This window comes from Actinoplanes sp. NPDC004185, assembly GCF_053603475.1.
This window is the reverse complement of sequence record NZ_JBSGFR010000021.1, coordinates 53,291-75,347: the sequence shown is the minus strand read 5'-3', so window position 1 is coordinate 75,347 and position 22,057 is coordinate 53,291. Positions and strand designations below refer to the sequence as shown.

Here is a 22,057-nt window from a genome sequence, read left to right as displayed (position 1 = left end):
TGGACCGCGTGTTGTTCACCAAGGGCCATGGCACCGGCAACGACTTCGTCATCCTCGGCGACCCGGACGGGGCGCTGGAGCTGACCCCTGCGCTGGTCGCGGCGCTCTGCGACCGGCGCCGCGGCATCGGCGCCGACGGCGTGCTGCGGGTCGTGCGCAGCGCCAAGCACCCGGACGGCGCGGGTTTCGCCGCCGACGCCGAGTGGTTCATGGACTACTGGAACGCCGACGGGTCCCTCGCCGAGATGTGCGGCAACGGCGTCCGCGTCTTCTCCCGCTACCTGGTGGCCAACGGCCTGGCCACGCCCGGCCCCGAGGGCCTGCCGGTGGCCACGCGGGCCGGCGTCGTGCGCGCGGCGGTCGAGGCGGACATCATCTCCGTCCACATGGGCCCCCCCCAGGTGTACGCGGCCAGCACGGCCACCGTCGGCCCGCTGACCTTCCCCGGTGTCGCCGTGAACTGCGGCAACCCGCACCTGGTCTGCGGCCTGCACGACAGCCTGCCGCTCTCCTCCCTGGACCTGCACGTCCCGCCCGGCTTCGACCCGGCACTGTTCCCCTCCGGGGTGAACGTGGAGTTCACCACCCCCGGCACGCCGGTGGAGGGCGCCGACCTGCACGTGCACATGCGGGTCTACGAACGCGGCTCGGCCGAGACCCTGTCCTGCGGTTCCGGGGCTCTCGCGGTCGGTGCGGTGGCGCTGCGCGACGCCAAGCTGAGCGAAGGCGTGGTCGCGGTGGACCTGCCGGGTGGCCGGCTGACCGTCACCCGCCGCGGTGACTCCTGGTGGCTGGCGGGCCCGGCCGTGCTGGTCGCCACGGGCGAGGTGGACCCGGCGGCCCTCGTCTGATGGCGGGGCTGCACCGGGTGGCGCACCGGGGCTATTCGGCCGTCGCGCCCGAGAACACCCTGCCCGCCCTGGCCGCCGGGGTCCGGGCCGGCGCGACGCTCATCGAGTTCGACGTGCGGACCACGGCCGACGGCGTGCCCGTGGTGATCCACGACCGTACGGTCGACCGCACCACGGGCGGCACCGGCCACGTCTGGGAGCTGACCCTGGACGAGATCTCCGCGCTGGACGCCGGCTCCTGGTTCTCCCCGGCGTACGAGGGGACCCGGATCCCGCTGCTGCGTGAGGTCATCGACCTGCTGCGCCCGTACGCGGTGGGTGGCACCCCGGACGCCGCGCCGCCGATCGAGCTGCTGCTGGAGATCAAGCCGCCGGCCACCCCGGAGCAGGTGAAGGTCATCCTGGGCCAGGTCACGGAGGCCGGCCTGCTGGACCGCACGGTGGTGCAGAGCTTCGACCCGGAGGTCGTCCGGCTGGCCGGCGAGGTCGCCGCGGACGTCCGCCTCGGGCTGCTGCGGCACGGCTTCGACGACGAGCAGCTGCGGGTCGCCCAGGAGTTGCGCCTGAGCTATGTGAATCCGAGTCTGCGCGCGGTGCTGGCCGACCCGCCGACGGTCGCGGCGCTGGCCGGGGCGGGCGTGGGCGTCATGCCCTGGACGCCGAACGACATGTCGCTCTGGCCCGCCCTCGTCGAGGCCGGGGTCGCCGGCCTGATCAACGACCGCACCGGCGAGCTCACCGGCTGGATGATCGCCCGCGGCCTGGCCTGACCGGGCGGCCCGGATTATCCACCGGGCCGCGCCTGTCCGCCCGTGCTCTCAGAAGGTCTCTTCGGGGGCCTGCTCCAGCTCGACCTCGGGCACCGCCGCCGGGTTGACCGGGGCGGGGGAGCCCTTGACCACCGCGCGGATCGCCGCCGCCACCGCCGGGGTCACCCGCGCGTCGAAGACGCTCGGCACGATCACCGTCGGGTTGAGCTTGTCCTCGCCGACCACGTTGGCGATGGCCATCGCCGCGGCCAGCGCCATCTCCTCGGTGAACTCCTCGGCACTGACGTCGAGCATGCCGCGGAACACGCCGGGGAAGGCCAGCACGTTGTTGATCTGGTTGGGCTGGTCCGAGCGGCCGGTGGCGACCACCGCGGCGTGCTGGCGGGCCTCGCGCGGGTCCACCTCGGGATCCGGGTTGGCCAGTGCGAAGACGATCGACTTGTCGGCCATCTTGGCGATGTCGGCCCCGGTCAGCAGGTTCGGCGCGCTGACCCCGATGAAGACGTCCGCGCCGACGATCGCGCCCTTCAGGTCCCCGCTGTAGTTGTCCTTGTTGGTGTGCTCGGTGAGCCACTGCCAGGTCGGGTTGAGGTCGTCCATGCCGCGGTGCAGGGCGCCCCGGCGGTCGTACGCGATGATGTCGCCCACGCCCTGGCGCAGCAGCAGCTTCATGATCGCCGTGCCCGCGGCCCCGGCCCCGGAGACGACGACCTTGACGTCGGCCAGGTTCTTGCCGACCACCCGCAGCGCGTTGGTGAGCGCGGCCAGCACGCAGATCGCGGTGCCGTGCTGATCGTCGTGGAAGACCGGGATGTCCAGCAGCTCACGCAGCCGCATCTCGATCTCGAAGCACCGCGGCGCCGCGATGTCCTCCAGGTTGATCCCGCCGTACGCCGGGGCGATCGCCTTGACGATGGCCACGATCTCGTCGGTGTCCTGGGTGTCGAGCACGACCGGCCACGCGTCCACGCCGCCGAACCGCTTGAACAGCGCGGCCTTGCCCTCCATCACCGGCATCGCGGCGGCCGGGCCGATGTTGCCCAGGCCCAGCACCGCCGAGCCGTCGCTGACCACGGCGACCGTGTTGCGCTTGATGGTGAGCCGGCGCGCGTCAGCCGGGTTCTCCGCGATGGCCATGCACACCCGCGCCACACCCGGCGTGTACGCCCGCGACAGCTCGTCCCGGTTGCGCAGCGCGACCTTCGAGCTGACCTCGATCTTGCCGCCGAGGTGCAGCAGGAAGGTGCGGTCGGAGACCTTGCGGACGTCGACGCCGTCCTGCTCCTCCAGCGTCTTGACGACCTGGTCGGCGTGGCTGGAGTCGGCGGTGTCGCAGGTGAGGTCGACGAGCACCCGGGTGGGGTCGGAGTCCACCACGTCGAGGGCCGTCACGATCGCGCCGGCCTCGCCGACGCAGGTGGTGAGCCGGCCGATGGACGAGGCGTCGGCGGTCACGGCGATTCGGATCGTGATCGAGAATCCTGCGCTGGGCAGGCGGGTGGTCACCACGGTGTTCCCTCCGTCGTTGGCGGGTGCGTACCCGCATTCTTGCGCTTCGGGAATACCGGCCACCAATCCGGTGGTTACTGAAGAGTCAGACACTCCTGCGACAACGCTCTGCCGGGTTATGTGGATGCGCGGACCTCTCCGCCGTGCCACCATCGGCGGAGGAGGTCACCTTTTGCGTACTGAGGTATTCGAACCCGACGTCACCACCGGTGAGCTGGAGCTCGAGGAGCGCCGTTCGCTGCGCCGGGTCGCCGGTCTCTCCACCGAACTCACCGACATCACCGAGGTCGAGTACCGCCAGCTGCGGCTCGAACGGGTCGTCCTGGTCGGCGTCTGGACCGGCGGCAGCAGCGACGACGCGGAGAACTCGCTCATCGAGCTCGCCGCGCTGGCCGAGACGGCCGGTTCCGAGGTGCTCGAGGGGCTGATCCAGCGCCGCAGCCAGCCGGACGCGGCCACCTTCATCGGCCGGGGCAAGGTCGACGAGCTGCGCGACGTGGTCATCGCCACCGGCGCCGACACGGTCATCTGCGACGGCGAGCTCTCGCCCTCGCAGCTGCGCAAGCTCGAGGAGCAGGTCAAGGTCAAGGTCGTCGACCGCACCATGCTGATCCTGGACATCTTCGCCCAGCACGCGAAGAGCAAGGAAGGCAAGGCGCAGGTCGAGCTGGCCCAGCTGCAGTACCTACTGCCGAGGCTGCGCGGCTGGGGTGAGTCGCTGTCCCGGCAGGGCGGCGGCGCGGGCGGTTCCGGCGGCGGTGGCGTCGGCACCCGTGGTCCCGGTGAAACCAAGATCGAGACGGACCGGCGGCGGATCAACACCCGCATCTCGAAGCTCAAGCGCGAGATCAAGGCCCTGCGGACGGTACGCCAGACGAAGCGCGCCAAGCGCACCAACAGCGGCGTGCCGTCGGTGGCCATCGCCGGCTACACCAACGCCGGCAAGTCCAGCCTGCTGAACAGCCTCACGTCGGCGGGCGTGCTGGTGGAGGACGCGCTGTTCGCGACCCTCGACCCGACGACCCGCCGGACGGCGGCCGAGGACGGGCGCGTGTTCACGCTCTCCGACACGGTCGGCTTCGTCCGGCACCTGCCGCACCACATCGTCGAGGCGTTCCGCTCGACGCTGGAGGAAGTGGCGTACTCGGACCTGATCGTGCACGTGGTGGACGGGGCCCACCCGGACCCCGAGGGTCAGGTGTCGGCGGTCCGCGAGGTCCTCGGCGAGGTCGGTGCGGACCGCATCCCCGAGCTGCTGGTCGTCAACAAGATGGACGCGGCCGACGAGGAGACGATCCTGCGGCTCAAGCGGGCCTGGCCGGACGCCGTGTTCGTGTCGGCGCGCTCGGGGCTGGGCATAGACCAGCTGCACGCGGCGATCGCCCAGCGGCTGCCGCGGCCGGCGGTGGACATGCGGGTGCTGCTGCCGTACGACCGGGGTGACCTGGTCGCCCGGATCCACCGTGGCGGGCAGGTGCTGGCCACGCGGCACACCGAGCAGGGCACAGAGCTGAAGGTGCGGGTCGGCCAGCAGCTCGCCGCCGAGCTGGAGAACTTCGTCGCACCTTAGCCCCGGCTTAAGCGGCACCCACGCTGAGCAGGGTTGATCCACGCGTAACACCGGCACGAGACGCCGCATGCGACACTGATCGGATGCGGCGTCTCGTGTTCCCGGCCATCCTCGCCTGCGGGCTGGTGATGGTGGGGGCCGTGCCCGCCTCGGCCGAGCCCGCCCCGACGGTGACCTCGGCCAAGGCAGCGGCCGGCAAGAAGATCTGTAAGATCACCGATCCCGCGCTGTCGGAGCTCTCGGGGATCGTGGCCACCAAGAACGGCTTCGTCGTGGTGAACGACGGCGTCGACGAGGCGGCCAAGCGCCGGGTCTTCTTCCTGAACGACGAGTGCGACATCACCAAGAGGGTCGAGTTCCCGTCGCGCCCGCTCGACACCGAGGACCTGATCCTGTCCCCGGACGGCGACACGCTGTGGATCGCGGACACCGGCGACAACAACGCCCGCGACAAGAAGGGCGAGCCGCGCCGCACGATCGGCCTCTGGTCGATGCCGGCGAGTGGCGCCAAAGAGCCGAAGATCCACCGCCTGGCCTACCCGAACGGCGACAAGCACGACGCCGAGGCCCTGCTGTTCAACGGTGACGGCACGCCGATCATCGTGACCAAGGAAGTCTCCGGCAAGACGCAGCTCTACACGCCGACGGCCGCACTGAAGGCGAACAACGAAGAGGGCGTGCCGCTGAAGCGGGCGGGCGAGATCGAGCTGCCGAGCAGCGACACCCCCGGCATCCCGATCGCCCGGCTGGCCCAGACCACGGTCACCGGCGGAGCGATGGCACCGGGCGGCGGCAAGGTCACCCTGCGGACATACCTGGACGCGTACGAGTGGGACGTCGCCGACGGCGACGTGCTCGGATCGCTGAAGAACAAGCCCCGGAAGACGCCGCTGCCGAACGAGCCGTTCGGCGAGGCGATCACGTACAGCGCCGACGGCAAAACGTTCTACACGGTGTCGGACATGGGCTCGGGCGCCGACCCGGAAGCGGCCAACTACATCCTGCGCTACACACCCGCGACAAAAATCGTGGAAGCGAAAACCGACGCGGCAGCGGCCGAAAAGGACGACGGCGCATCCTGGTTCGCCGACCTGAGCCTGACCGACATCACCTACCTGATCGGCGGCGTAGGCGTCCTCGGCGCGCTGCTGGTGGGCGCGGGCGTCATCGGCATCATGCAATCCCGCAAGAAGCGCAAGCTCGAACCGGCTATCAAAGACCCGGACCCGAACGCCGACCCCGATCCCCTGGACGCGAAAACAGAACTGCTGTCGGTCGGCGGACCGGCCCAACGCCCAGGCGTGTACGGCGGAAATCGCCCACCGGCCGGAGCGCCGTCTGGTCCTGGCGTGTACGGCGCCAAGCCTCCTGCGGCCGCCCCCGCGAAGAGCAACGGCGTTTACGGCGGTGGCCGGCCGCCGCAGGGTGGTCAGCCGGCCGGTCGTCCCGGTCAGGGTGGTCAGCCCGGGGGTCGTCCTGCCGCCGGTCGTCCCGGTGTGCCGCCGGCCGGTCCGGGGCAGCCCGGCCGTCCGGATCAGCCTGGTGCTCGTCCCGCTCAGCCCGGTGGTCGGCCTGCTCAGCCCGGCGCTCGTCCCGCTCAGCCTGGTGCTCGTCCTGCGCAGCCCGGTGGTCGGCCCGCGCAGCCTGGTGCCCGTCCGGCGCAGCCCGGCGGTCGCCCGGCGCAACCCGGTGGCCGTCCCGTGCCGCCTGGTGGTCGTCCGGCGCAGCCCGGTGCCCGTCCTGCTCAGCCCGCGCCTCGCCCGGGGCAGGGTGGCCAGCCGGCGGTGCGTCCCGGTCAGCCGCCCGCCCGCCCGGCCCAGCAGCCCGGCGGTCGCCCGGGCCAGGGAGGCGGCAGGCCAGGTGGCGGGGTCTACGGCGCGCCGCCGCCACCCCCGCCTCCGCCGTCGACCGGCGGCCGGCCTCAGGGCGGAGGACCGCAACGACCGTCGGGACCCCAAGGACAGGGCGGCAACCCGCAGGGCGGCCGCCGCCCGGGCCGGCCGGACGACGGTCGACAGGCCAACGGAATGAACAACTACGCGAACCTGAACGGGTCCTCGCGGCGGCCGGAAGGCCGGTTCGACAACCCCGGCTACGGCCGCAGCCCTCGGGGCTACTGACGTCGCTCTGTTCGTCTCAGCTCTGCCAGGCCGATGTTGCCCCCTTTAGGTGGGCGACATCGGCCTGTCGGTTTCCGCGTTGAATGACTTGGCGGCAGCTCGCCTTCCTTGCGCGCCGGGTTGACCGGGGAGGCGGCTGGGGCTTCGGTTCGGCTTGCCATGCCCAGGCCGCCACGGTGGGGCCGCCATGCGGGCTGGGCGTCGCGGGCTCGTGCTGGACGCGCCTTGCCGACCTGGCGGTGGGACGCCCATGCTGGGCTGCCATGCCGGTTTGCCGTGCCGGGCCGGGCCGGGCGGGTAGTAGGCCCGTGCGGCCATGCCGTGCCGGCGCCTTCCGGTGGCGGGCTGACGCGGGGGCCGCCAGGCCCTGTCATGCCGGCCTGCCGGTAGCAGGCCGACGCTCGGCTGTCATGCCGGGCTGCCGGTAGCAGGCCGACGCTCGGCTGTCATGCCGGCCTGCCGGTAGTGCGCCGCCCATGCTGGCCGCCACGCCCTGCCAGGCCGGTCTGCCGGTAGCAGGTCAAGGCTCGGCTGCCATGCCATGCCGGGCCATCCGTAGTAGGCCCATGCTGGGCCGCCGTGCCGGCTTGCCTCGCCCGCCGGTGTTGCTCGGCCGGTCGATGCTCATGCGTCCGGCCTGGCTTTGCCAGCCGGAGCCCGTGGCGCGATGTGCCCGGCTTACCGACCTCGGCGGGCTCCGCTGAGCCCCACCAGCCGCTCTGCCCCCGGCTCACCTGGCTTCGGCCCCACGCTCACCCCGGCCCCGGCTGACCCCGGCCCCAGCTCGACCCAGCCCCGGCCGGGTGCCCCCGGCGCCCGCTCGGCGGAACCGTCAGACTCGGCGCAGAACAGCGACCACGCGACCCATCACCGTGGCGTCATCCCCCGGAATCGGGTCGAACGCCGGATTGGCCGGCATCAGCCACACATGCCCGTCCCGCTGCCGGTAGCTCTTCACCGTCGCCTCGCCGTCGATCATCGCCGCCACGATGTCGCCCACGTTCGCTGTCGGCTGTTGGCGGACCACCACCCAGTCGCCGTTGCAGATGGCTGCGTCGATCATCGAGTCGCCCTTGACCTCGAGCATGAAGACGTCGCCTTCGCCGACCAGTTCGCGGGGGAGCGGGAAGAACTCCTCCACCGCCTGCTCGGCCAGGATCGGTCCACCGGCGGCGATCCGGCCCACCAGCGGCACGTACGCCGGGGTCGGCCGCGCGGACCGCATCGCCTCGTCGTCGACCATGTCGCTGGGCGCGCGCACGTCCACGGCGCGGGGCCTGTTCGGGTCGCGGCGCAGGAAGCCCTTCTTCTCCAGCTCCTTGAGCTGGTAGGCCACGCTCGACGGCGACACCAGACCCACAGCCTCGCCGATCTCGCGGACGCTCGGCGGGTAGCCGTAGCGTTCCACCCAGTCGCGGATGAATTCGAGGATCCGGCGCTGGCGTGCGGTCAGGTCCGCGGTGACCAGATCGGGGAACTGGCTGACCACCGGCGTCACGCTGCGCAGCTGCGGCGCGTCACCGCTGCGGGCCCGGGTCGGCGTGCGCCGGCGCATCGCCGCCTTGGTATTGGCGGCCTCTGGCTTCGAGTCATTCTGGTGTTGCCGGCTCGTCCGGTCGTCGGTCGACACGTTGGCCCTCCCTGTCGGCCAGTGCCTCATCGGCACGTGGTGCGCTCGCGGAGCCGGACATTCGCCCGTGGGGATGGACTTGTGCCCGGCTGACCCCTCTTGACCGAGAACCGTAACTGCGGGGTACGACATATTCAAACATCTGTACGACTTTCTCGCGGCGTGTCGCTCGGAAGTGCTCGACTTCCGTACGCCTGTTCTGATAGACCGTCGTACGGGCGTTCGATCGAACGCTTGTCCGAGGGACGTATGCGGAGAAAGGAATATGCCGTGGTGGTCACTGGTATGCGGCGGGTCGATGAGCCGGCCCCGTTGCGGTTGACCCGGCGGGGTCGCGTCGTCGTGCTGGCCTTCTTCATTCTTCTCGCGTCCTTGGCGAGCGCCGTGTTGTGGACCACTGCTTCCCGGGCCGAGAATCCCCCCTCCGGCCCGGCGCCCACCGTCGTGGTCCAGCCCGACGACACGCTGTGGGGCATCGCCGCCCGCACCGATCCGGGTCGTAGCCCGCATGCCGTGGTGGCCGAGATCCGCCGGCTCAACGGTCTCGGTGACGAGGAGATCGCCATCCATGCCGGTGACACTCTGGTCGTTCCCCGGACACGGTGATCCACTGCGTTGATCATGTTGTTCCAGCGCTGGCCGTGACCGGTGCGGCACCCCTCGTGTTGAGGTAGAAAAAGCGGCGCGCCGACGCGCCGGTGAACTTGCATCGACGTCCGCAGCGGCATAACGTCAACCCCAACATCTAGTAGTTACAAGGGTGTAAGTCATCCACAGGTTGGGGTCGGGCAGCCCCGTCATCCACAGGTTCGTCCACAGCCACGAGGCGGGTCTCACCGCTTCCGCGGCTGTCATTCGGCGTGCCTGGACGACGGTTTCGCGACGGCTCCGGCGACCTGGGTGGCAGCGCCCGGCGACAGGGGGATCTCGGTGCGGTGTCCGTATTGCCGGCACGCCGACTCACGTGTGGTCGACTCGCGTGAGGCCGACGACGGTCAGCTGATTCGTCGTCGCCGGTCGTGCCCGGAGTGCGGCAAGCGCTTCACCACGGTCGAGGAGGCCGTCCTCGCGATCGTGAAGCGCAACGGCGTCACCGAGCCCTTCAGCCGGACCAAGATCATGAGCGGTGTCCGCAAGGCCTGTCAGGGCCGGCCCGTCGACGAGGACTCGATCGCGCTGCTCGCGCAGAAGGTCGAGGAGACCGTCCGGGCCAAGGGTGCGGCCGAGGTGCCCAGCCACGACGTGGGCCTGGCCATCCTGTCGCCGCTGCGGGAGCTCGACCAGGTCGCCTATCTGCGCTTCGCGAGCGTCTACAAGTCCTTCGACTCGCTCGAGGACTTCGAACGCGAGCTCGCCGATCTGCGCGAGGCGGCGGCGGTAGCCCGGCACACGGTGCCCGCCCGGCCCAGCGGTGGACGTCCGGCCAAGTTGTCGGACCGTACCAAATAAGCCTTTCATCCAAGGCATGGCGACAGCCGTGCCCGATTGTCGGTAAGCGGATCGCGGTGGGGAAGCTGCGATCTATCGAGGGGGAGCACGAAATGGCCGGTGACGGTATGACAGCAGGCAGGCAGCGCAGTCGCGCGAGCAACGGGGGCGCCGCGGTCGGGGGGCTGCGGATCGAGCGCGTCTGGACGACCGAGGGCGTCCACCCGTACGACGAGGTGGAGTGGGAGCGCCGCGACGTCGTCATGACGAACTGGCGGGACGGCTCGATCAACTTCGAGCAGCGCGGGGTCGAGTACCCCACCACCTGGAGCGTCAACGCGGCCAACATCGTCACCACCAAGTACTTCCGGGGTGCGGTCGGCACGGACACCCGCGAGTGGTCGCTCAAGCAGCTGATCGACCGGGTCGTCAAGACCTACCGCAAGGCGGGCGAGGACTACGGCTACTTCGCCAACCCGGGCGACGCGGAGATCTTCGAGCACGAGCTGACCTGGATGCTGCTGCACCAGGTGTTCAGCTTCAACTCGCCGGTCTGGTTCAACGTCGGCACCGCCTCGCCGCAGCAGGTCAGCGCCTGCTTCATCCTGTCCGTGGACGACTCGATGGACTCGATCCTGGACTGGTACAAGGAGGAGGGGCTGATCTTCAAGGGCGGCTCCGGTTCCGGTGTCAACCTCTCCCGCATCCGCTCCTCCAAGGAGCTGCTCTCCTCCGGCGGCACGGCCAGCGGCCCGGTCAGCTTCATGCGCGGCGCCGACGCCAGCGCCGGCACGATCAAGTCCGGTGGTGCCACCCGCCGCGCGGCCAAGATGGTGATCCTGGACGTCGACCACCCCGACATCGAGGAGTTCGTCACCACCAAGGCCCGCGAGGAGGACAAGATCCGGGCCCTGCGCGACGCCGGGTTCGACATGGACCTCGGCGGCAGCGACATCGTCTCGGTGCAGTACCAGAACGCCAACAACTCGGTCCGGGTCAGCGACGAGTTCATGCGCGCGGTCGAGGAGGGCACGACCTTCGATCTGCGCGGCCGGCTGCACGGCGAGACGATCGAGAGCATCGACGCCAGGAAGCTGTTCACCGAGATCGCCAAGGCCGCCTGGGAGTGCGCCGACCCCGGCCTGCAGTACGACGACACGATCAACGACTGGCACACCAACCCGGAGACCGGCCGCATCACCGCGTCCAACCCGTGTTCGGAGTACATGTCGCTGGACGACTCGTCCTGCAACCTGGCCTCGCTCAACCTGATGAAGTTCCTCAAGGCCGACGGTGGCTTCGAGATCGAGAAGTTCGTCAAGAGCGTCGAGTTCGTCATCACCGCGATGGACATCTCGATCTGCTTCGCCGACTTCCCGACCCAGAAGATCGGCGAGACCACGCGGGCCTACCGCCAGCTCGGCATCGGGTACGCGAACCTGGGCGCCCTGCTGATGGCGACCGGCCACCCGTACGACTCGGAGTCGGGCCGCAGTGTCGCCGCCGCCATCACCTCGCTGATGACCGGCACGGCGTACCGCCGCTCGGCCGAGATCGCCGGCGTCGTCGGCGCGTACGACGGCTACGCCCGCAACGCCGACGCCCACAAGCGCGTCATGCGCAAGCACGCCGCGGCCAACGACGAGATCCGCCCGTCGGGCACCGTCGCCACCGCGATCGTCCGGGAGGCCACCAAGCAGTGGCAGAACGGCAACAAGATCGGTGACAAGAACGGCTGGCGCAACGCCCAGGCCTCCGTGCTCGCCCCGACCGGCACCATCGGCCTGATGATGGACTGCGACACCACCGGCGTCGAGCCCGACCTGGCCCTGGTCAAGTTCAAGAAGCTCGTCGGCGGCGGCTCGATGCAGATCGTCAACCAGACGGTCCCGCGCGCGCTGCGCAGCCTCGGCTACCCCGAGGAGCAGGTCGAGGCGATCGTCGAGCACATCGCCGACCACGGCATCGTGGTCGACGCCCCCGGCCTCAAGCCGGAGCACTACGCGGTCTTCGACTGCGCGATGGGCGAGCGGTCCATCGCCCCGATGGGCCACGTGCGGATGATGGCCGCGGTGCAGCCGTTCATCTCCGGCGCGATCTCCAAGACGATCAACATGCCGGAGTCGGCGACTGTCGAGGACATCGAGAACGTCCACTACCAGGGCTGGAAGCTCGGCCTCAAGGCGCTGGCGATCTACCGCGACAACTGCAAGGTCGGCCAGCCGCTGTCGGCGGCCAAGCCGAAGAGCGCCGTGGCCGACGTGGCCGAGATGGCCGCCGCGACGACTGCGGAGCCGGTCGTGGAGAAGGTCATCGAGTACCGCCCGGTCCGCAAGCGCCTGCCGAAGAAGCGCCCGTCGGAGACGGTCTCCTTCTCGGTCGGCGGCGCCGAGGGCTACCTCACCGCGTCGTCCTACCCGGACGACGGCCTCGGCGAGGTCTTCCTGAAGATGTCGAAGCAGGGCTCCACCCTGGCCGGCGTCATGGACGCCTTCTCGGTGGCGATCTCGATAGGGCTGCAGTACGGCGTCCCGCTCGAGACGTTCGTCAGCAAGTTCACGAACATGCGCTTCGAGCCGGCCGGCATGACCGACGACCCGGACGTGCGGATGGCCGCCTCGGTGATGGACTACATCTTCCGTCGCCTGGCCCTGGACTTCCTGTCCTACGACGCCCGCGCCGAGCTGGGCATCTTCACCGCCAAGGAGCGCGCGGCGCAGATCCAGGCGGAAGCGGCGGCCGAGGCCTCGGGCGTCGACCTGGCCGGCATGGCGGCCTCCGCGCCGGTCTCCGCCCCGGTCGGTGCCGCGTCGTCCCCGACGGCGACGATCCCCGCGGTCGACGCCGAGAAGAGCGCGCCGTCCCCGGTGGGCTCCTCGACGGAGCTGCTCGAGGTGGTCCTGGGCACGTCGGCCGACGCACCGCTGTGCTTCACCTGCGGCACGAAGATGCGCCCGGCCGGCAGCTGCTACGTCTGCGAAGGCTGCGGCTCGACCTCGGGTTGCAGCTGAACGATCAGCACCGACTTGCTGCAACGTCGAGTTGCTGCGGTGACGTCCCGAAGCCGACATCCTGTGCCTGAGTGGCGCGGGGTGTCGGCCGAGGGCTGATATACAGCGACCGCCCGGTCCTGTAGGGGAGCGGGCGGTCGTTGCGGCACGGACGTGGTGTCCGATGCACGGTGTGAGAACCAGCATGACACCACATTCCGGGCCGCAGATCAAACTGCGGAGGAGGTGTTGATCATGTCTAGTAACAACCGGCAGACCGGATCGAAGGCGGCCACGGCGGCAAGCAAGGTACTTGCTAACCCGAAGTCGTCTAAGGCCGACAAGACGGCTGCGGCGAGTGCTCTGTCGCAGACTCCGTCGAAGGGCAAGCGGAAGTAGCCTGATCTGCCCAGGGCCTACACCCTGGGCAGATCGCATCCGACCCTCAACAAGCTGTGGGCGACTCCGGCGCGCCGTCGGGCCGGGCATTGCCACGACGCTTAGCTATTGGGTTAAAGGCCATCGCGGTGTATCTATGCCGGATCCGTTCCAGTGGGACGCGGCTATCGTTCCGGCGTCCAGTGCGGGTCGCGGCCCGTCAGCCCCAGCATCCGGTCCAGCGCCGGCGCCGTTCGCGGCACCGGCACCTCCGCCCCGTACGCCTGCATCTCGCGCCCCAGCTCCGCCGTCTTCGCCACCTCGTCGTACAGGAAGTCCAGCAGCGTCCCGTCCCAGCTGACCGGCTGGCCGGTGGCCCGGGCCAGGTCCCAGCCGTGCACGACGACCTCGCCGATCGCCATCGCGCCGATCATCCGGGCCGGCAGTTCGTGCGGGCCGCCCATCGTCGTCATGCCCTGCCACGCGTCCGGCACCGACCAGGCCGCCACGAGCATCTCCAGCTGCCGTTCCAGCGGGTCGCCGCCCGGTCGCGGCTCGCCGTCGGAGTGCCGGCTGGCCCGGGCCAGGCTCGGCCCCCAGTGCACCATGTGGTCGATCAGGCCCTGCACGTCGTACTCCGCGCAGGGGGTCGGGGCGGTCAGCTGGTCGGGCCGGATGGCCCGCACGACGGCCACCGTCGGGGGAGCCGCCAGGGCGATGAGTTCGTGTTCCCGCATGAGCGACGACGATAGGCGGCGCGCGCGCCGCCGTCTTGAAAAAACGCGACGCTAGGCTGCGGTCATGGTCCGGGATGCGCGCGAGCTGGGCGGCGCGTGGACCACCTTCCAACGCCACTGGTACGGCGTCCCGGCCGCGGACCTGTCCCCGTTCGTCGCCCGCTTCTGGGCCGCCGAGTGGGACCTGCGCGGGCAGCCGCCGTATCAGCAGAAGATCGTCCCGTACTCGAACGTGCAGTTGACGTTCCGCGACGGTGACGCGGTCGTCCGTGGCCCGGAGCGCGGGCATGTCGTCCGGGTCCTCGAGGGCCGCGGCCGGGTCTTCGGGGTGACGTTCCGCCCGGGCTGCTTCCGCCCGTTCCTGGGTGCGAGCGTCGCCACGATCACCGGCCGCACCCTCCCGGCCACAGCCGTGTTCGGCCCCGGCCTGCCGCCAGGCGGCCAGAAGGAGGCCGGTCTGCCGCCGGGCGGCCAGAAGGAGGCCGGCCTGCCGCAGGATCAGCAGCAAGAGGTCGAGGAGTTCCTGCGCGCGCGGCTGCCGGCCCCTGATCCGCTCGCCGAGGAGGCCGCCGCCATCGTGGCCCTGGTGCAGGCCGAGCCCCACCTCACCCGGGTCGACGCGCTCGCCGCCCGGTCCGGCATGGGGGTGCGCCGGCTGCAGCGGCTGTTCGCCGAGTACGTCGGCCTCGGCCCGAAGTGGGTGATCCGTCGGTACCGGCTGCACGAGGTGGGGGAGCGGCTGGCGGCCGGGGCGGACATCGACTGGGTGCGGCTCGCCGGTGAGCTGGGCTACGCCGACCAGGCGCACTTCGTCCGGGACTTCACCGCCATGGTCGGTGAGCCGCCCACCCGTTACGCCGGGCGCTACCCGGGCAGGCGTTGACAGTCACCGATGTCTCCGGTCGGATGGGGTGGTGAAGATCCTCGCGGCTGCGGTAGCGGTGCTGACCATCATGACCGGCTCCCCGGCCGTCGCGGCGGAGCCCGTCCCGCCCGCCGAGTTCGGTGCCGACTGGGACGATCCGCGGACCGCCGCGCCGCCGGTGGCGGTGCCGGCCAGTGCCGCTTGCGCCATGACCATTGTGGACACCGAGTTCCGGGACTTCACGCCGTACACGTCGACCTATGCGCCGGTCTGCCGCGGACCCTGGCAGAAGGTCGTGCTGCGCCTGGAAGGCGCGGTCGCGGGCCGGCAGTTCGACCGGCTCGGCCACCTCCGGATCGGCGGGGTGACGGTTTTCAAGACCTCGACGCCGGAGCCGTCGCCGGCCGGCATCCGCTGGTCGGTGGAGAAGGACCTCACCGAGTACGCGGCCCTGCTCACCCGCCCGCAGCCGGTCGAGATGCTGATCGGCAACGTGGTGGACGACACCTACACAGGCGTCCTGGACGTGACCGTCAAACTGACGTTCTACCGCGGACGGGCCGCCCCGCAACCGGACGTTCTGCCGGTCGACCAGGCCTTGCCGCGTAACACCGAGCGGCTCTTCGCGGACGTGTACGCCACCGGCTCCGGCGGCGGCTGCGAGGAGTTCTGGTATCTGACCACGCCCACCGGTGTCCCGTACTCCTGCCCGGCCGACGACGGGCCGTACCGGGAGGTGCAGGTCCGCATCGACGGCGCCCTGGCCGGAGTCGCGGCGCCCTACCCGCACATCTACACCGGCGGCTGGTCCAACCCCTATCTCTGGTACGTCCTGCCGGCGCCGCGTGCTTTCGACATCCAGCCGATCCGGTACGACCTGACCCCGTTCGCCGGCCTGCTCACCGACGGCAAGGCGCACGCCATCACGGTGAACGTGCTGGGCGTGCCGGCCGGCCAGAGCGGCTGGGACGTTCCGACGACGCTGCTGGCCTGGCGCGACCACGGCAGCCGGCAGGTCACCGGGCGAGTCGTGACGACCCACGAGCAGCCGCTGGTCAACAACTCCGTGTACACGGATCCCACCCTCAAGACCACGGGCGGTCACGGACTCACGGTCACCGGCTACGTCGACACCTCGCACGGCCGCGTCACCACGACCGTCGCCCGCACCGTGACCACCACCTCCACGCACACGTGGAACGCCGACGAGACCAACGACGCGCTGCGCGCCGTCTGGGCCGACCAGGCGCGGGTCACGGTCCGCGGCGGCCGGTCCCGGCCGTCCACCACGACCACCAGCCGCCGGTACGGCCTGACGGGCGCGATCACGATCGACGATCACGACCGTCTCACCACCACCATGAAGCTGCAGGACGCGGCCGCCACGCCGGGTCGCACCTTGCTCGACACGTGGACGGGCCAGGCGTCGTGGACCCTGAACGTGCCCCGCGATCAGCGCCACGCCACCGGTACCTCGACCGAGCACTACCGCCTGCGCCGGCCCGGCCCGGACTACGACCGCACGATCAGCACCGTCAACGGGACCGTCATCACTGATCAACTGGCTTACGGTTCGCCACTTTAACGGTTAAGTTCGAGGGCGTGACCACAGCCGCCCCCGACCGTCCCCGCCTCGAGTCCGCGAAGGTCGCAGTCGGCGTCACCTTCGGCACCAACGGCCTGGCCTTCGCCGGCTGGCTGGCCCGCGCCCCCGCCGTACGGGAAGACCTGGGCCTGAGCTCCGCCGGGCTGGGCCTGCTGCTGCTCTGCCTCTCCGGGGCGGCCATCGCCGCGATCCCGCTGGCCGGCCCGCTGGTGCAGCGGTTCGGCCCGGCCCGGTCGGTGCTGCTCGGCAGCATGGCCGTGATGCTGGGCCTGCTCGGCATGGCCGCGGGCACCTACCTCGGCTCGGTGCCCCTGGCCGGCGTCGGCCTCGTCCTGCTCGGCGGCGGCAACAGCACCTGGGACGTGGCCATGAACGTCGAGGGCGCGGACGTCGAACGCCGCCTCGGCCGCACCCTGATGCCCCGCTTCCACGCCGGCTTCAGCCTGGGCACCGTGGGCGGCGCCGGGCTCAGCGCGGCCGCGGCGGCAGCCGGCGTCAGCGTCACCACGCAACTGCTCTGCACCGCGCTCGTCGGCACGGTCGTGATGATCATGACCGTGCGCCGCTTCCTGCCGCCCATCGCGACCACGGCGGAGCAACGCTCGGCCGGCCGCGTCCGGGATGCCTGGCGGGAGCCCCGCACCCTGCTGATCGGCCTGATCATGCTGGGCTTCGGCTTCACCGAGGGCGCGGCCAACGACTGGCTGGCGATCAGCCTGGTCGACGGCTATCACGCGACGGAGACGGTGGGCGCGATCGGCTTCGGCTTCTTCGTCTCGGCGATGACCCTGGCCCGCCTCTTCGGCGGCAACGCGATCGAACGCTGGGGCCGCGTGCGGGTCCTGCGCGGCACTGCCCTGTTGGCCCTGATCGGCCTGCTGCTGGTGGTGTCCGGGGTGGGCGTGCCGCTGGTCCTGCTCGGAGCCCTGCTGTGGGGTGCGGGGGCGTCACTGGGCTTCCCGATCGGCATGAGCGCGGCGGCCGACGATCCGCTGCGGGCGGCGATCCGGGTGTCGGTGGCGGGCTCGATCGGGTACGGCTCGTTCCTGGCCGGACCGCCCCTCATCGGTTTCCTGGCCGAACACTTCGGGGTGCTCCGCGCCCTGCTGGTGGTCGTGGCGGCCATCTGCCTGGGCCTGGCGGCCTCCGGCGCGGCCCGCCCCATTCAGCCGGCCGATGCCCCGGAAGCCGAAACCGCCCCCCGCCCCTGATCCGCCGAACCTCAGTGGCCACCGCTGAGGAAGTCGCCGATCAGCGAAGCCAGCACCTCCGGCTGCTCGATGACCATCGCGTGCGAGGAGTCCTCGAGCTGCAGGTACCGCATGCGCGGATTGGCCCGGGCACCCGCCGCCGCCTGCTCCACGAGATACCGCCGGTGCGCCGCGTACAGGTCAGCGAACGGCTCCTGCTCCGGCAGGTCACGCGTGGCCAGGACGGCCAGCGTCGGGGCCGGCGTGGTCGCGTACACCGGGCCGAGGTCCAGGTTGTTCATCAGCTCCCGCAGTTCCGCGGACGTCGCGGCGGACGGCCGCATGGTCGTCTCGCCGTCCTTGTGGACCAGGTTGCGCCGGAAGCCCTCGATCCACACCTTCTCGTTGGCGCCCATGTCCCGGGCCGCCATCTGCTGGCGTTCCACCAGGTCCGGCAGTTCCTCCGACGGGATCGTCCGCCCCATCCCGGCGTGCATCGTGTCGAAGACGGTGGTGAGCCGGGCCAGCTCTGCCGCCGCCTTCTCCGGGTCGAGGCCGGGCAGCTGGTCGGGCCGGGTGGGCGGCGGGTTGCCGTCCAGGCTCACCACGCCGGGCGTCTCCGGGTGCCGCTGGCCCCAGAGCGCGGCCAGCATCCCGCCGAGCGAGTGCCCGACCACCGCGGGCCGGTTCAGCTCGAGCTGCACGGTCACCGCGGCGATGTCGCCGAGCGCCGCGTCCCACGACCACGGGCCGTCGCCCGAGCGCCCGTGCCCGCGCAGGTCCAGCGTGATGACCCGGTGCCGGGGCCGCAGGGCCCGGGCGAGCGTGGTCAACATGGCCAGGTTGCCGCCGGCGCCGTGCAGGAGCAGCAACGGCGGCTGCTCCCCACCGAAGTCCCGGACGGCGACCGGCAGCTCACCGGCATCGACCAGTCGATCGTTGATCACAACATCTCTCCTCAAGACTCGCTCTGCAGTCGGGCCCGCACGGCCGCTGAAGGCACTCCACCGTCAGGATGGCGCGGCAACCGTCCCCGCCTCACCAGGTCGTGCACACCCTGGCGGGTGATACCGAGCATGGCTCCGGCCGTGGCGTAGGAGATCGACTCCGCAGCCGGGTGTCCGACCCGCCGGGCGACCACCCCGCCGAGCGGGGTCCGCCACCACTCGACCGGAGGGTCGAAGGCGCTGTCGTCCGGATACAACGTCGCGATGAGCCGCACAGCGGCGCGCACCGCGGTGGCGTCGTCCCCCTCGATCATCTGCGTCGCCCACTGCCCGGCGCGCAGCCGCACCAGCCGGCGCAGCGCCTGGACCGCGTCGTCGCCTTCGAGCAGAACTTCCAGCGGGTCCAGCAGGCGGATGTCGAGCAGCCGGACGATCTGCTCGACCAGCGCGGTCCTCGAGGGCATGCCGGTATGCAATCGCTACTTGACGTCCGCTGTCAAGGAGCGAAGAGCTGGCTAGGCTGGACCGGTGGAGAGGGATCCGCGGATCGAGGCCGCACACGCCGCCGCGGTCGCCGCCGGCCAGGCCGGTTATCTCGACCCGGACACCGGGCTGTTCGTGCTCACCGCGGCCTTCCTGGCCAAGCGCGGCACCTGCTGCACCCGTGGCTGTCGTCACTGTCCGTACGCTGATCGTTCCTGAGTTGGGGCTTTCGTCCCCTGCCTCGCGCACAGTACGGTGTGCCCCGAAGTCGGGAGGACCCTCGTGCGTTCGCGTCTCATCGCCGTCGGCGCGGCAGCCGCGCTGCTGTCCCTGGCCGGCTGCACGGACAAGAAGGACGAGACCGCCGCCCTGCCTCCGGTCCAGGTCGTGCAGCAGCCCGCCGCCTCGGCCGGTGGCGCCTGCATCCTCTGGGACTACGCCTTCATCGAGCAGAAGCTGGGCGTCGCCTTCAGCATCGCCGCCTCGGACCAGATCGACGACACGTCCACCTGCGTGGTGCAGACCGAGACCGCCGCCTGGCCGGACCTCGCGCTCTCCGTGGTGGAGAGCACCAAGGCCGACGCGGAGCTGTTCACCGAGGAGCTCATGCCGGCCAAGGCGACCAAGCTCAAGGGCCTCGGTAAGGCCGGCTACCGGCTGGTGACCAAGGCCACCGGCGGACACGGTCCCACCGTCGAGATCGGCTGGCTCAGCGAGGCCGAGCAGCTGCAGACGTTGCGCTTCACCTTCCCGAAGGACGCGCAGCGCGACGCCGTCGACGACCTCACGCCCAAGCTGCTCGACCTGGCCAAGGCGATGGACACCACCGACGGCTGAGCCCGCCCCGGGACAGCTCAGTGGGCGTCGACGAACACCCGGGACGCCACCTCACGCGGCAGCCGGATCTTGTCACCGGAGCGGTCGATCGTCACACCGTCGCGCTCCTGCGCCACTGTGACGGTCGCGCCCGGGTCGATGCCGGCCGCGTGCAGCTGGCGCAGCACCCCCGCGTTGGTCTGCACGCTCTCGCAGATCCGGCGCACCACGACGCTGCCGGTCAGCCCCGGGAACGCCAGGTTGCGCTCACCCGCATTGATCACGGTCGCGCTGCTCTCCAGCGGCTCCTCGGCCGGCAGGCCGAGCACCTCGAGGCCGGGGATCGGGTTGCCGTACGGCGACCGGGTCGGCTTGTTGAGCAGCTCGTAGACCTTGCGCTCGACGGAGTCGCTCATCACGTGCTCCCACCGGCAGGCCTCCTCGTGGGCCTCCTCGTAGGGCATGCCGATGACGTTGACCAGCAGCAGCTCGGCGAGGCGGTGCTTGCGCATGACCGCCACGGCGGCGACCCGGCCCTCCTCGGTGAGCAACAGGTGCCGGTCGTTCTCGACGGTCAGCAGCCCGTCGCGCTCCATCCGGGCGACGGTCTGGCTGACGGTGGGCCCGCTCTGGTGCAGGCGCTCGGCGATGCGGGCCCGCAGCGGCGGTACGCCCTCCTCCTCCAACTCGAGGATCGTGCGCAGATACATCTCCGTGGTGTCTACGAGGTCTACGTGATGTACCTTCGTGTCGGACTTCTTGGCTGACGTGTTGTGAGTCCGCGCCATCGGTACTGACCTCCCGGAGTAAGCGTGCCTGTCAAGGGTAGTCGAGCGGGGATCTCCTGCCGAATCTCGCAGGCCCGCGGAGCGCCGCCGGCACCCGGCAGGCTGGCTGCCTGACGTCGCAGGCGATGCTTGCAGCGTCGGCGCACCCCCGGTTGTTCCCGCCGGCGTGGCAGCATGAGGCTCATGGCGGAGTCGACGGCGGTGGTCTGGGACGAGGCGCTGCTCGCGTACGACATGGGGCACCACCCGATGAATCCGGTGCGGGTCGAGCTCACCATGGCGCTCGCCCGCGAGCTGGGCGTGCTCGACCGCCCGGGGGTGCGCCTGATCGTGCCCGAGCCGGCCGACGACGCGGCGCTGACCCGGGTGCACCGGCCGGAATACCTGGAGGCGGTGCGGCTCGCCCCGCACGATCCCTTCTTCCGCGGCTGGGGTCTCAACACCCCGGACAATCCGGTCTTCGACGGCATGCACGAGGCGAGCGCGCGGATCTGCGGCGCCACCCTGGCCGCGGCCGAGGCCGTGTGGAGCGGCGCGGCCACCCGGGCGGTCAACGTCTCCGGCGGGCTGCACCACGCCATGGCGGCGCGGGCGGCCGGCTTCTGCGTCTACAACGACCCGGCGGTCGCCATCGCGCGGCTGCTCGACCTGGGTGCGGAGCGCATCGCGTACGTGGATGTCGACGTGCACCACGGCGACGGGGTGCAGGCGGCCTTCTACGACGATCCCCGGGTCCTCACCGTGAGCCTGCACGAGACGCCGCTGGCGCTGTTCCCCTTCACCACCGGCTATCCGGAGGAATCGGGCGGCCCGGGCGCCGAGGGCATGTCGGTGAATCTGGCCCTGCCGCCCGGCACCGGCGACGCGGGCTGGTTGCGTGCGTTCCACGCCGTCGTGCCGTCGGTGCTGCGCGCGTTCGCCCCGCAGATCCTGGTGACCCAGTGCGGTGCCGACGCCCACCGGCTCGACCCCCTGGCCGATCTGCGGCTGTCGGTCGACGGTCAGCGCGCCGCCTACATCGCGCTGCGCGGCCTGGCCGACGAGCTCTGCGACGGCCGCTGGGTGGCGACCGGCGGCGGCGGTTACGCCCTGGTCGAGGTCGTGCCGCGGGCCTGGACCCATCTGCTGGCGGTGGCCACCGGCGAGGCGCTGGATCCGGGCACGGCCACCCCGCCGGGCTGGCGCAAGCTCGCCGCCGACCGCCGTCCCGGTACGGAGGTGCCGGTCACGCTGACCGACGGCACCACCCCGCCGGTCGAGCGCTGGGAGCCGGGCACCACGCCCGACCCGGTCGACAAGGCCATCATGGCGACCCGGCGGGTGGTCTTCCCGCTGCACGGGCTGGACCCGCAGGACATCCGGGACTGAGAGGGGAATGC

19 protein-coding genes are annotated in these 22,057 nt (G+C 71.1%); 13 read left to right on the top strand and 6 right to left on the bottom strand.

Translation table 11 applies throughout. The annotated features are described in order from the left end of the window. Positions 1-8: 8 nt before the first annotated feature. Positions 9-851: a diaminopimelate epimerase gene (gene dapF, locus ACWEOZ_RS22280; protein ID WP_451912591.1), complete on the top strand. Its 843-nt coding sequence runs from the start codon at positions 9-11 to the stop codon at positions 849-851. Further along, positions 851-1,621, top strand: a complete 771-nt coding sequence (locus ACWEOZ_RS22275) for a glycerophosphodiester phosphodiesterase (RefSeq protein ID WP_451912590.1) — start codon at positions 851-853, stop codon at positions 1,619-1,621. Before dapF ends, ACWEOZ_RS22275 begins: the two co-directional genes overlap by 1 nt. Before the next feature lie 48 nt (positions 1,622-1,669). Here ACWEOZ_RS22275 and ACWEOZ_RS22270 read toward each other — a convergent pair whose 3' ends face one another. Continuing rightward, positions 1,670-3,130 (bottom strand): malic enzyme-like NAD(P)-binding protein, encoded by a 1,461-nt coding sequence (locus ACWEOZ_RS22270; RefSeq protein ID WP_451912589.1) that lies wholly within the window; start codon positions 3,128-3,130, stop codon positions 1,670-1,672. Positions 3,131-3,302: 172 nt separating this feature from the next. Between ACWEOZ_RS22270 and hflX the strand changes: the two genes are divergently transcribed. Together hflX and ACWEOZ_RS22260 are read left to right on the top strand one after the other, a co-directional pair. Next, positions 3,303-4,700 (top strand): GTPase HflX, encoded by a 1,398-nt coding sequence (gene hflX / locus ACWEOZ_RS22265; protein WP_451912588.1) that lies wholly within the window; start codon positions 3,303-3,305, stop codon positions 4,698-4,700. Positions 4,701-4,783: 83 nt separating this feature from the next. Then, positions 4,784-6,820 (top strand): hypothetical protein, encoded by a 2,037-nt coding sequence (locus tag ACWEOZ_RS22260; protein WP_451912587.1) that lies wholly within the window; start codon positions 4,784-4,786, stop codon positions 6,818-6,820. A gap of 832 nt (positions 6,821-7,652) precedes the next feature. Here ACWEOZ_RS22260 and lexA read toward each other — a convergent pair. Then, a complete protein-coding gene (lexA, locus tag ACWEOZ_RS22255; RefSeq protein WP_451912586.1) occupies positions 7,653-8,480 on the bottom strand; it encodes a transcriptional repressor LexA in 828 nt (275 codons plus the stop codon). Between the two features lie 240 nt (positions 8,481-8,720). Between lexA and ACWEOZ_RS22250 the strand changes: the two genes are divergently transcribed. The 3 genes from ACWEOZ_RS22250 to ACWEOZ_RS22240 all read left to right on the top strand — a co-directional run bounded on the left by ACWEOZ_RS22250 (position 8,721) and on the right by ACWEOZ_RS22240 (position 12,889). After that, positions 8,721-9,056 (top strand): LysM peptidoglycan-binding domain-containing protein, encoded by a 336-nt coding sequence (locus ACWEOZ_RS22250; protein WP_451912585.1) that lies wholly within the window; start codon positions 8,721-8,723, stop codon positions 9,054-9,056. 324 nt (positions 9,057-9,380) lie between these two features. Continuing rightward, positions 9,381-9,899 (top strand): transcriptional regulator NrdR, encoded by a 519-nt coding sequence (gene nrdR, locus ACWEOZ_RS22245; RefSeq protein WP_451912584.1) that lies wholly within the window; start codon positions 9,381-9,383, stop codon positions 9,897-9,899. Between the two features lie 92 nt (positions 9,900-9,991). Then, entirely contained in the window at positions 9,992-12,889 is a 2,898-nt protein-coding gene (locus tag ACWEOZ_RS22240; protein ID WP_451912583.1) for a vitamin B12-dependent ribonucleotide reductase, read from the top strand. Between the two features lie 542 nt (positions 12,890-13,431). On the opposite strand, the gene ACWEOZ_RS22235 is transcribed toward ACWEOZ_RS22240, so the two are convergent. Further along, positions 13,432-13,983: a TIGR03086 family metal-binding protein gene (locus ACWEOZ_RS22235; RefSeq protein WP_451912582.1), complete on the bottom strand. Its 552-nt coding sequence runs from the start codon at positions 13,981-13,983 to the stop codon at positions 13,432-13,434. Between the two features lie 64 nt (positions 13,984-14,047). Here ACWEOZ_RS22235 and ACWEOZ_RS22230 point away from each other — a divergent pair, with 64 nt between their 5' ends. The 3 genes from ACWEOZ_RS22230 to ACWEOZ_RS22220 are packed head-to-tail and all read left to right on the top strand — an operon-like array spanning position 14,048 to position 17,665. Continuing rightward, positions 14,048-14,866 carry a DUF6597 domain-containing transcriptional factor gene (locus tag ACWEOZ_RS22230; RefSeq protein ID WP_451912581.1) on the top strand — a complete coding sequence of 273 codons (819 nt, stop codon included), beginning with the start codon at positions 14,048-14,050 and terminating at the stop codon, positions 14,864-14,866. Positions 14,867-14,897: 31 nt separating this feature from the next. After that, complete coding sequence (locus tag ACWEOZ_RS22225) at positions 14,898-16,433, top strand: peptide-N4-asparagine amidase (protein WP_451912580.1); 1,536 nt, start codon at positions 14,898-14,900, stop codon at positions 16,431-16,433. Positions 16,434-16,450: 17 nt separating this feature from the next. After that, on the top strand, positions 16,451-17,665 hold the full coding sequence (locus tag ACWEOZ_RS22220) for an MFS transporter (RefSeq protein WP_451912579.1): 1,215 nt from the start codon (positions 16,451-16,453) through the stop codon (positions 17,663-17,665). 11 nt (positions 17,666-17,676) lie between these two features. Here the strand turns inward: ACWEOZ_RS22220 and ACWEOZ_RS22215 are convergent, their stop codons facing one another. Further along, a complete protein-coding gene (locus ACWEOZ_RS22215; protein WP_451912578.1) occupies positions 17,677-18,591 on the bottom strand; it encodes an alpha/beta fold hydrolase in 915 nt (304 codons plus the stop codon). 11 nt (positions 18,592-18,602) lie between these two features. Next, positions 18,603-19,055, bottom strand: coding sequence for a hypothetical protein (locus tag ACWEOZ_RS22210; RefSeq protein ID WP_451912577.1), 453 nt, complete (start codon positions 19,053-19,055; stop codon positions 18,603-18,605). Positions 19,056-19,119: 64 nt separating this feature from the next. Between ACWEOZ_RS22210 and ACWEOZ_RS22205 the strand changes: the two genes are divergently transcribed. Together ACWEOZ_RS22205 and ACWEOZ_RS22200 are read left to right on the top strand one after the other, a co-directional pair. Then, positions 19,120-19,293 carry a DUF5522 domain-containing protein gene (locus ACWEOZ_RS22205; protein ID WP_451912576.1) on the top strand — a complete coding sequence of 58 codons (174 nt, stop codon included), beginning with the start codon at positions 19,120-19,122 and terminating at the stop codon, positions 19,291-19,293. A gap of 63 nt (positions 19,294-19,356) precedes the next feature. Next, complete coding sequence (locus tag ACWEOZ_RS22200) at positions 19,357-19,911, top strand: hypothetical protein (protein WP_451912575.1); 555 nt, start codon at positions 19,357-19,359, stop codon at positions 19,909-19,911. Between the two features lie 17 nt (positions 19,912-19,928). Here ACWEOZ_RS22200 and ACWEOZ_RS22195 read toward each other — a convergent pair whose 3' ends face one another. After that, entirely contained in the window at positions 19,929-20,678 is a 750-nt protein-coding gene (locus ACWEOZ_RS22195; protein WP_451912574.1) for a metal-dependent transcriptional regulator, read from the bottom strand. 183 nt (positions 20,679-20,861) lie between these two features. Between ACWEOZ_RS22195 and ACWEOZ_RS22190 the strand changes: the two genes are divergently transcribed. Continuing rightward, positions 20,862-22,046 carry an acetoin utilization protein AcuC gene (locus ACWEOZ_RS22190; protein ID WP_451912573.1) on the top strand — a complete coding sequence of 395 codons (1,185 nt, stop codon included), beginning with the start codon at positions 20,862-20,864 and terminating at the stop codon, positions 22,044-22,046. Positions 22,047-22,057: the final 11 nt, after the last annotated feature.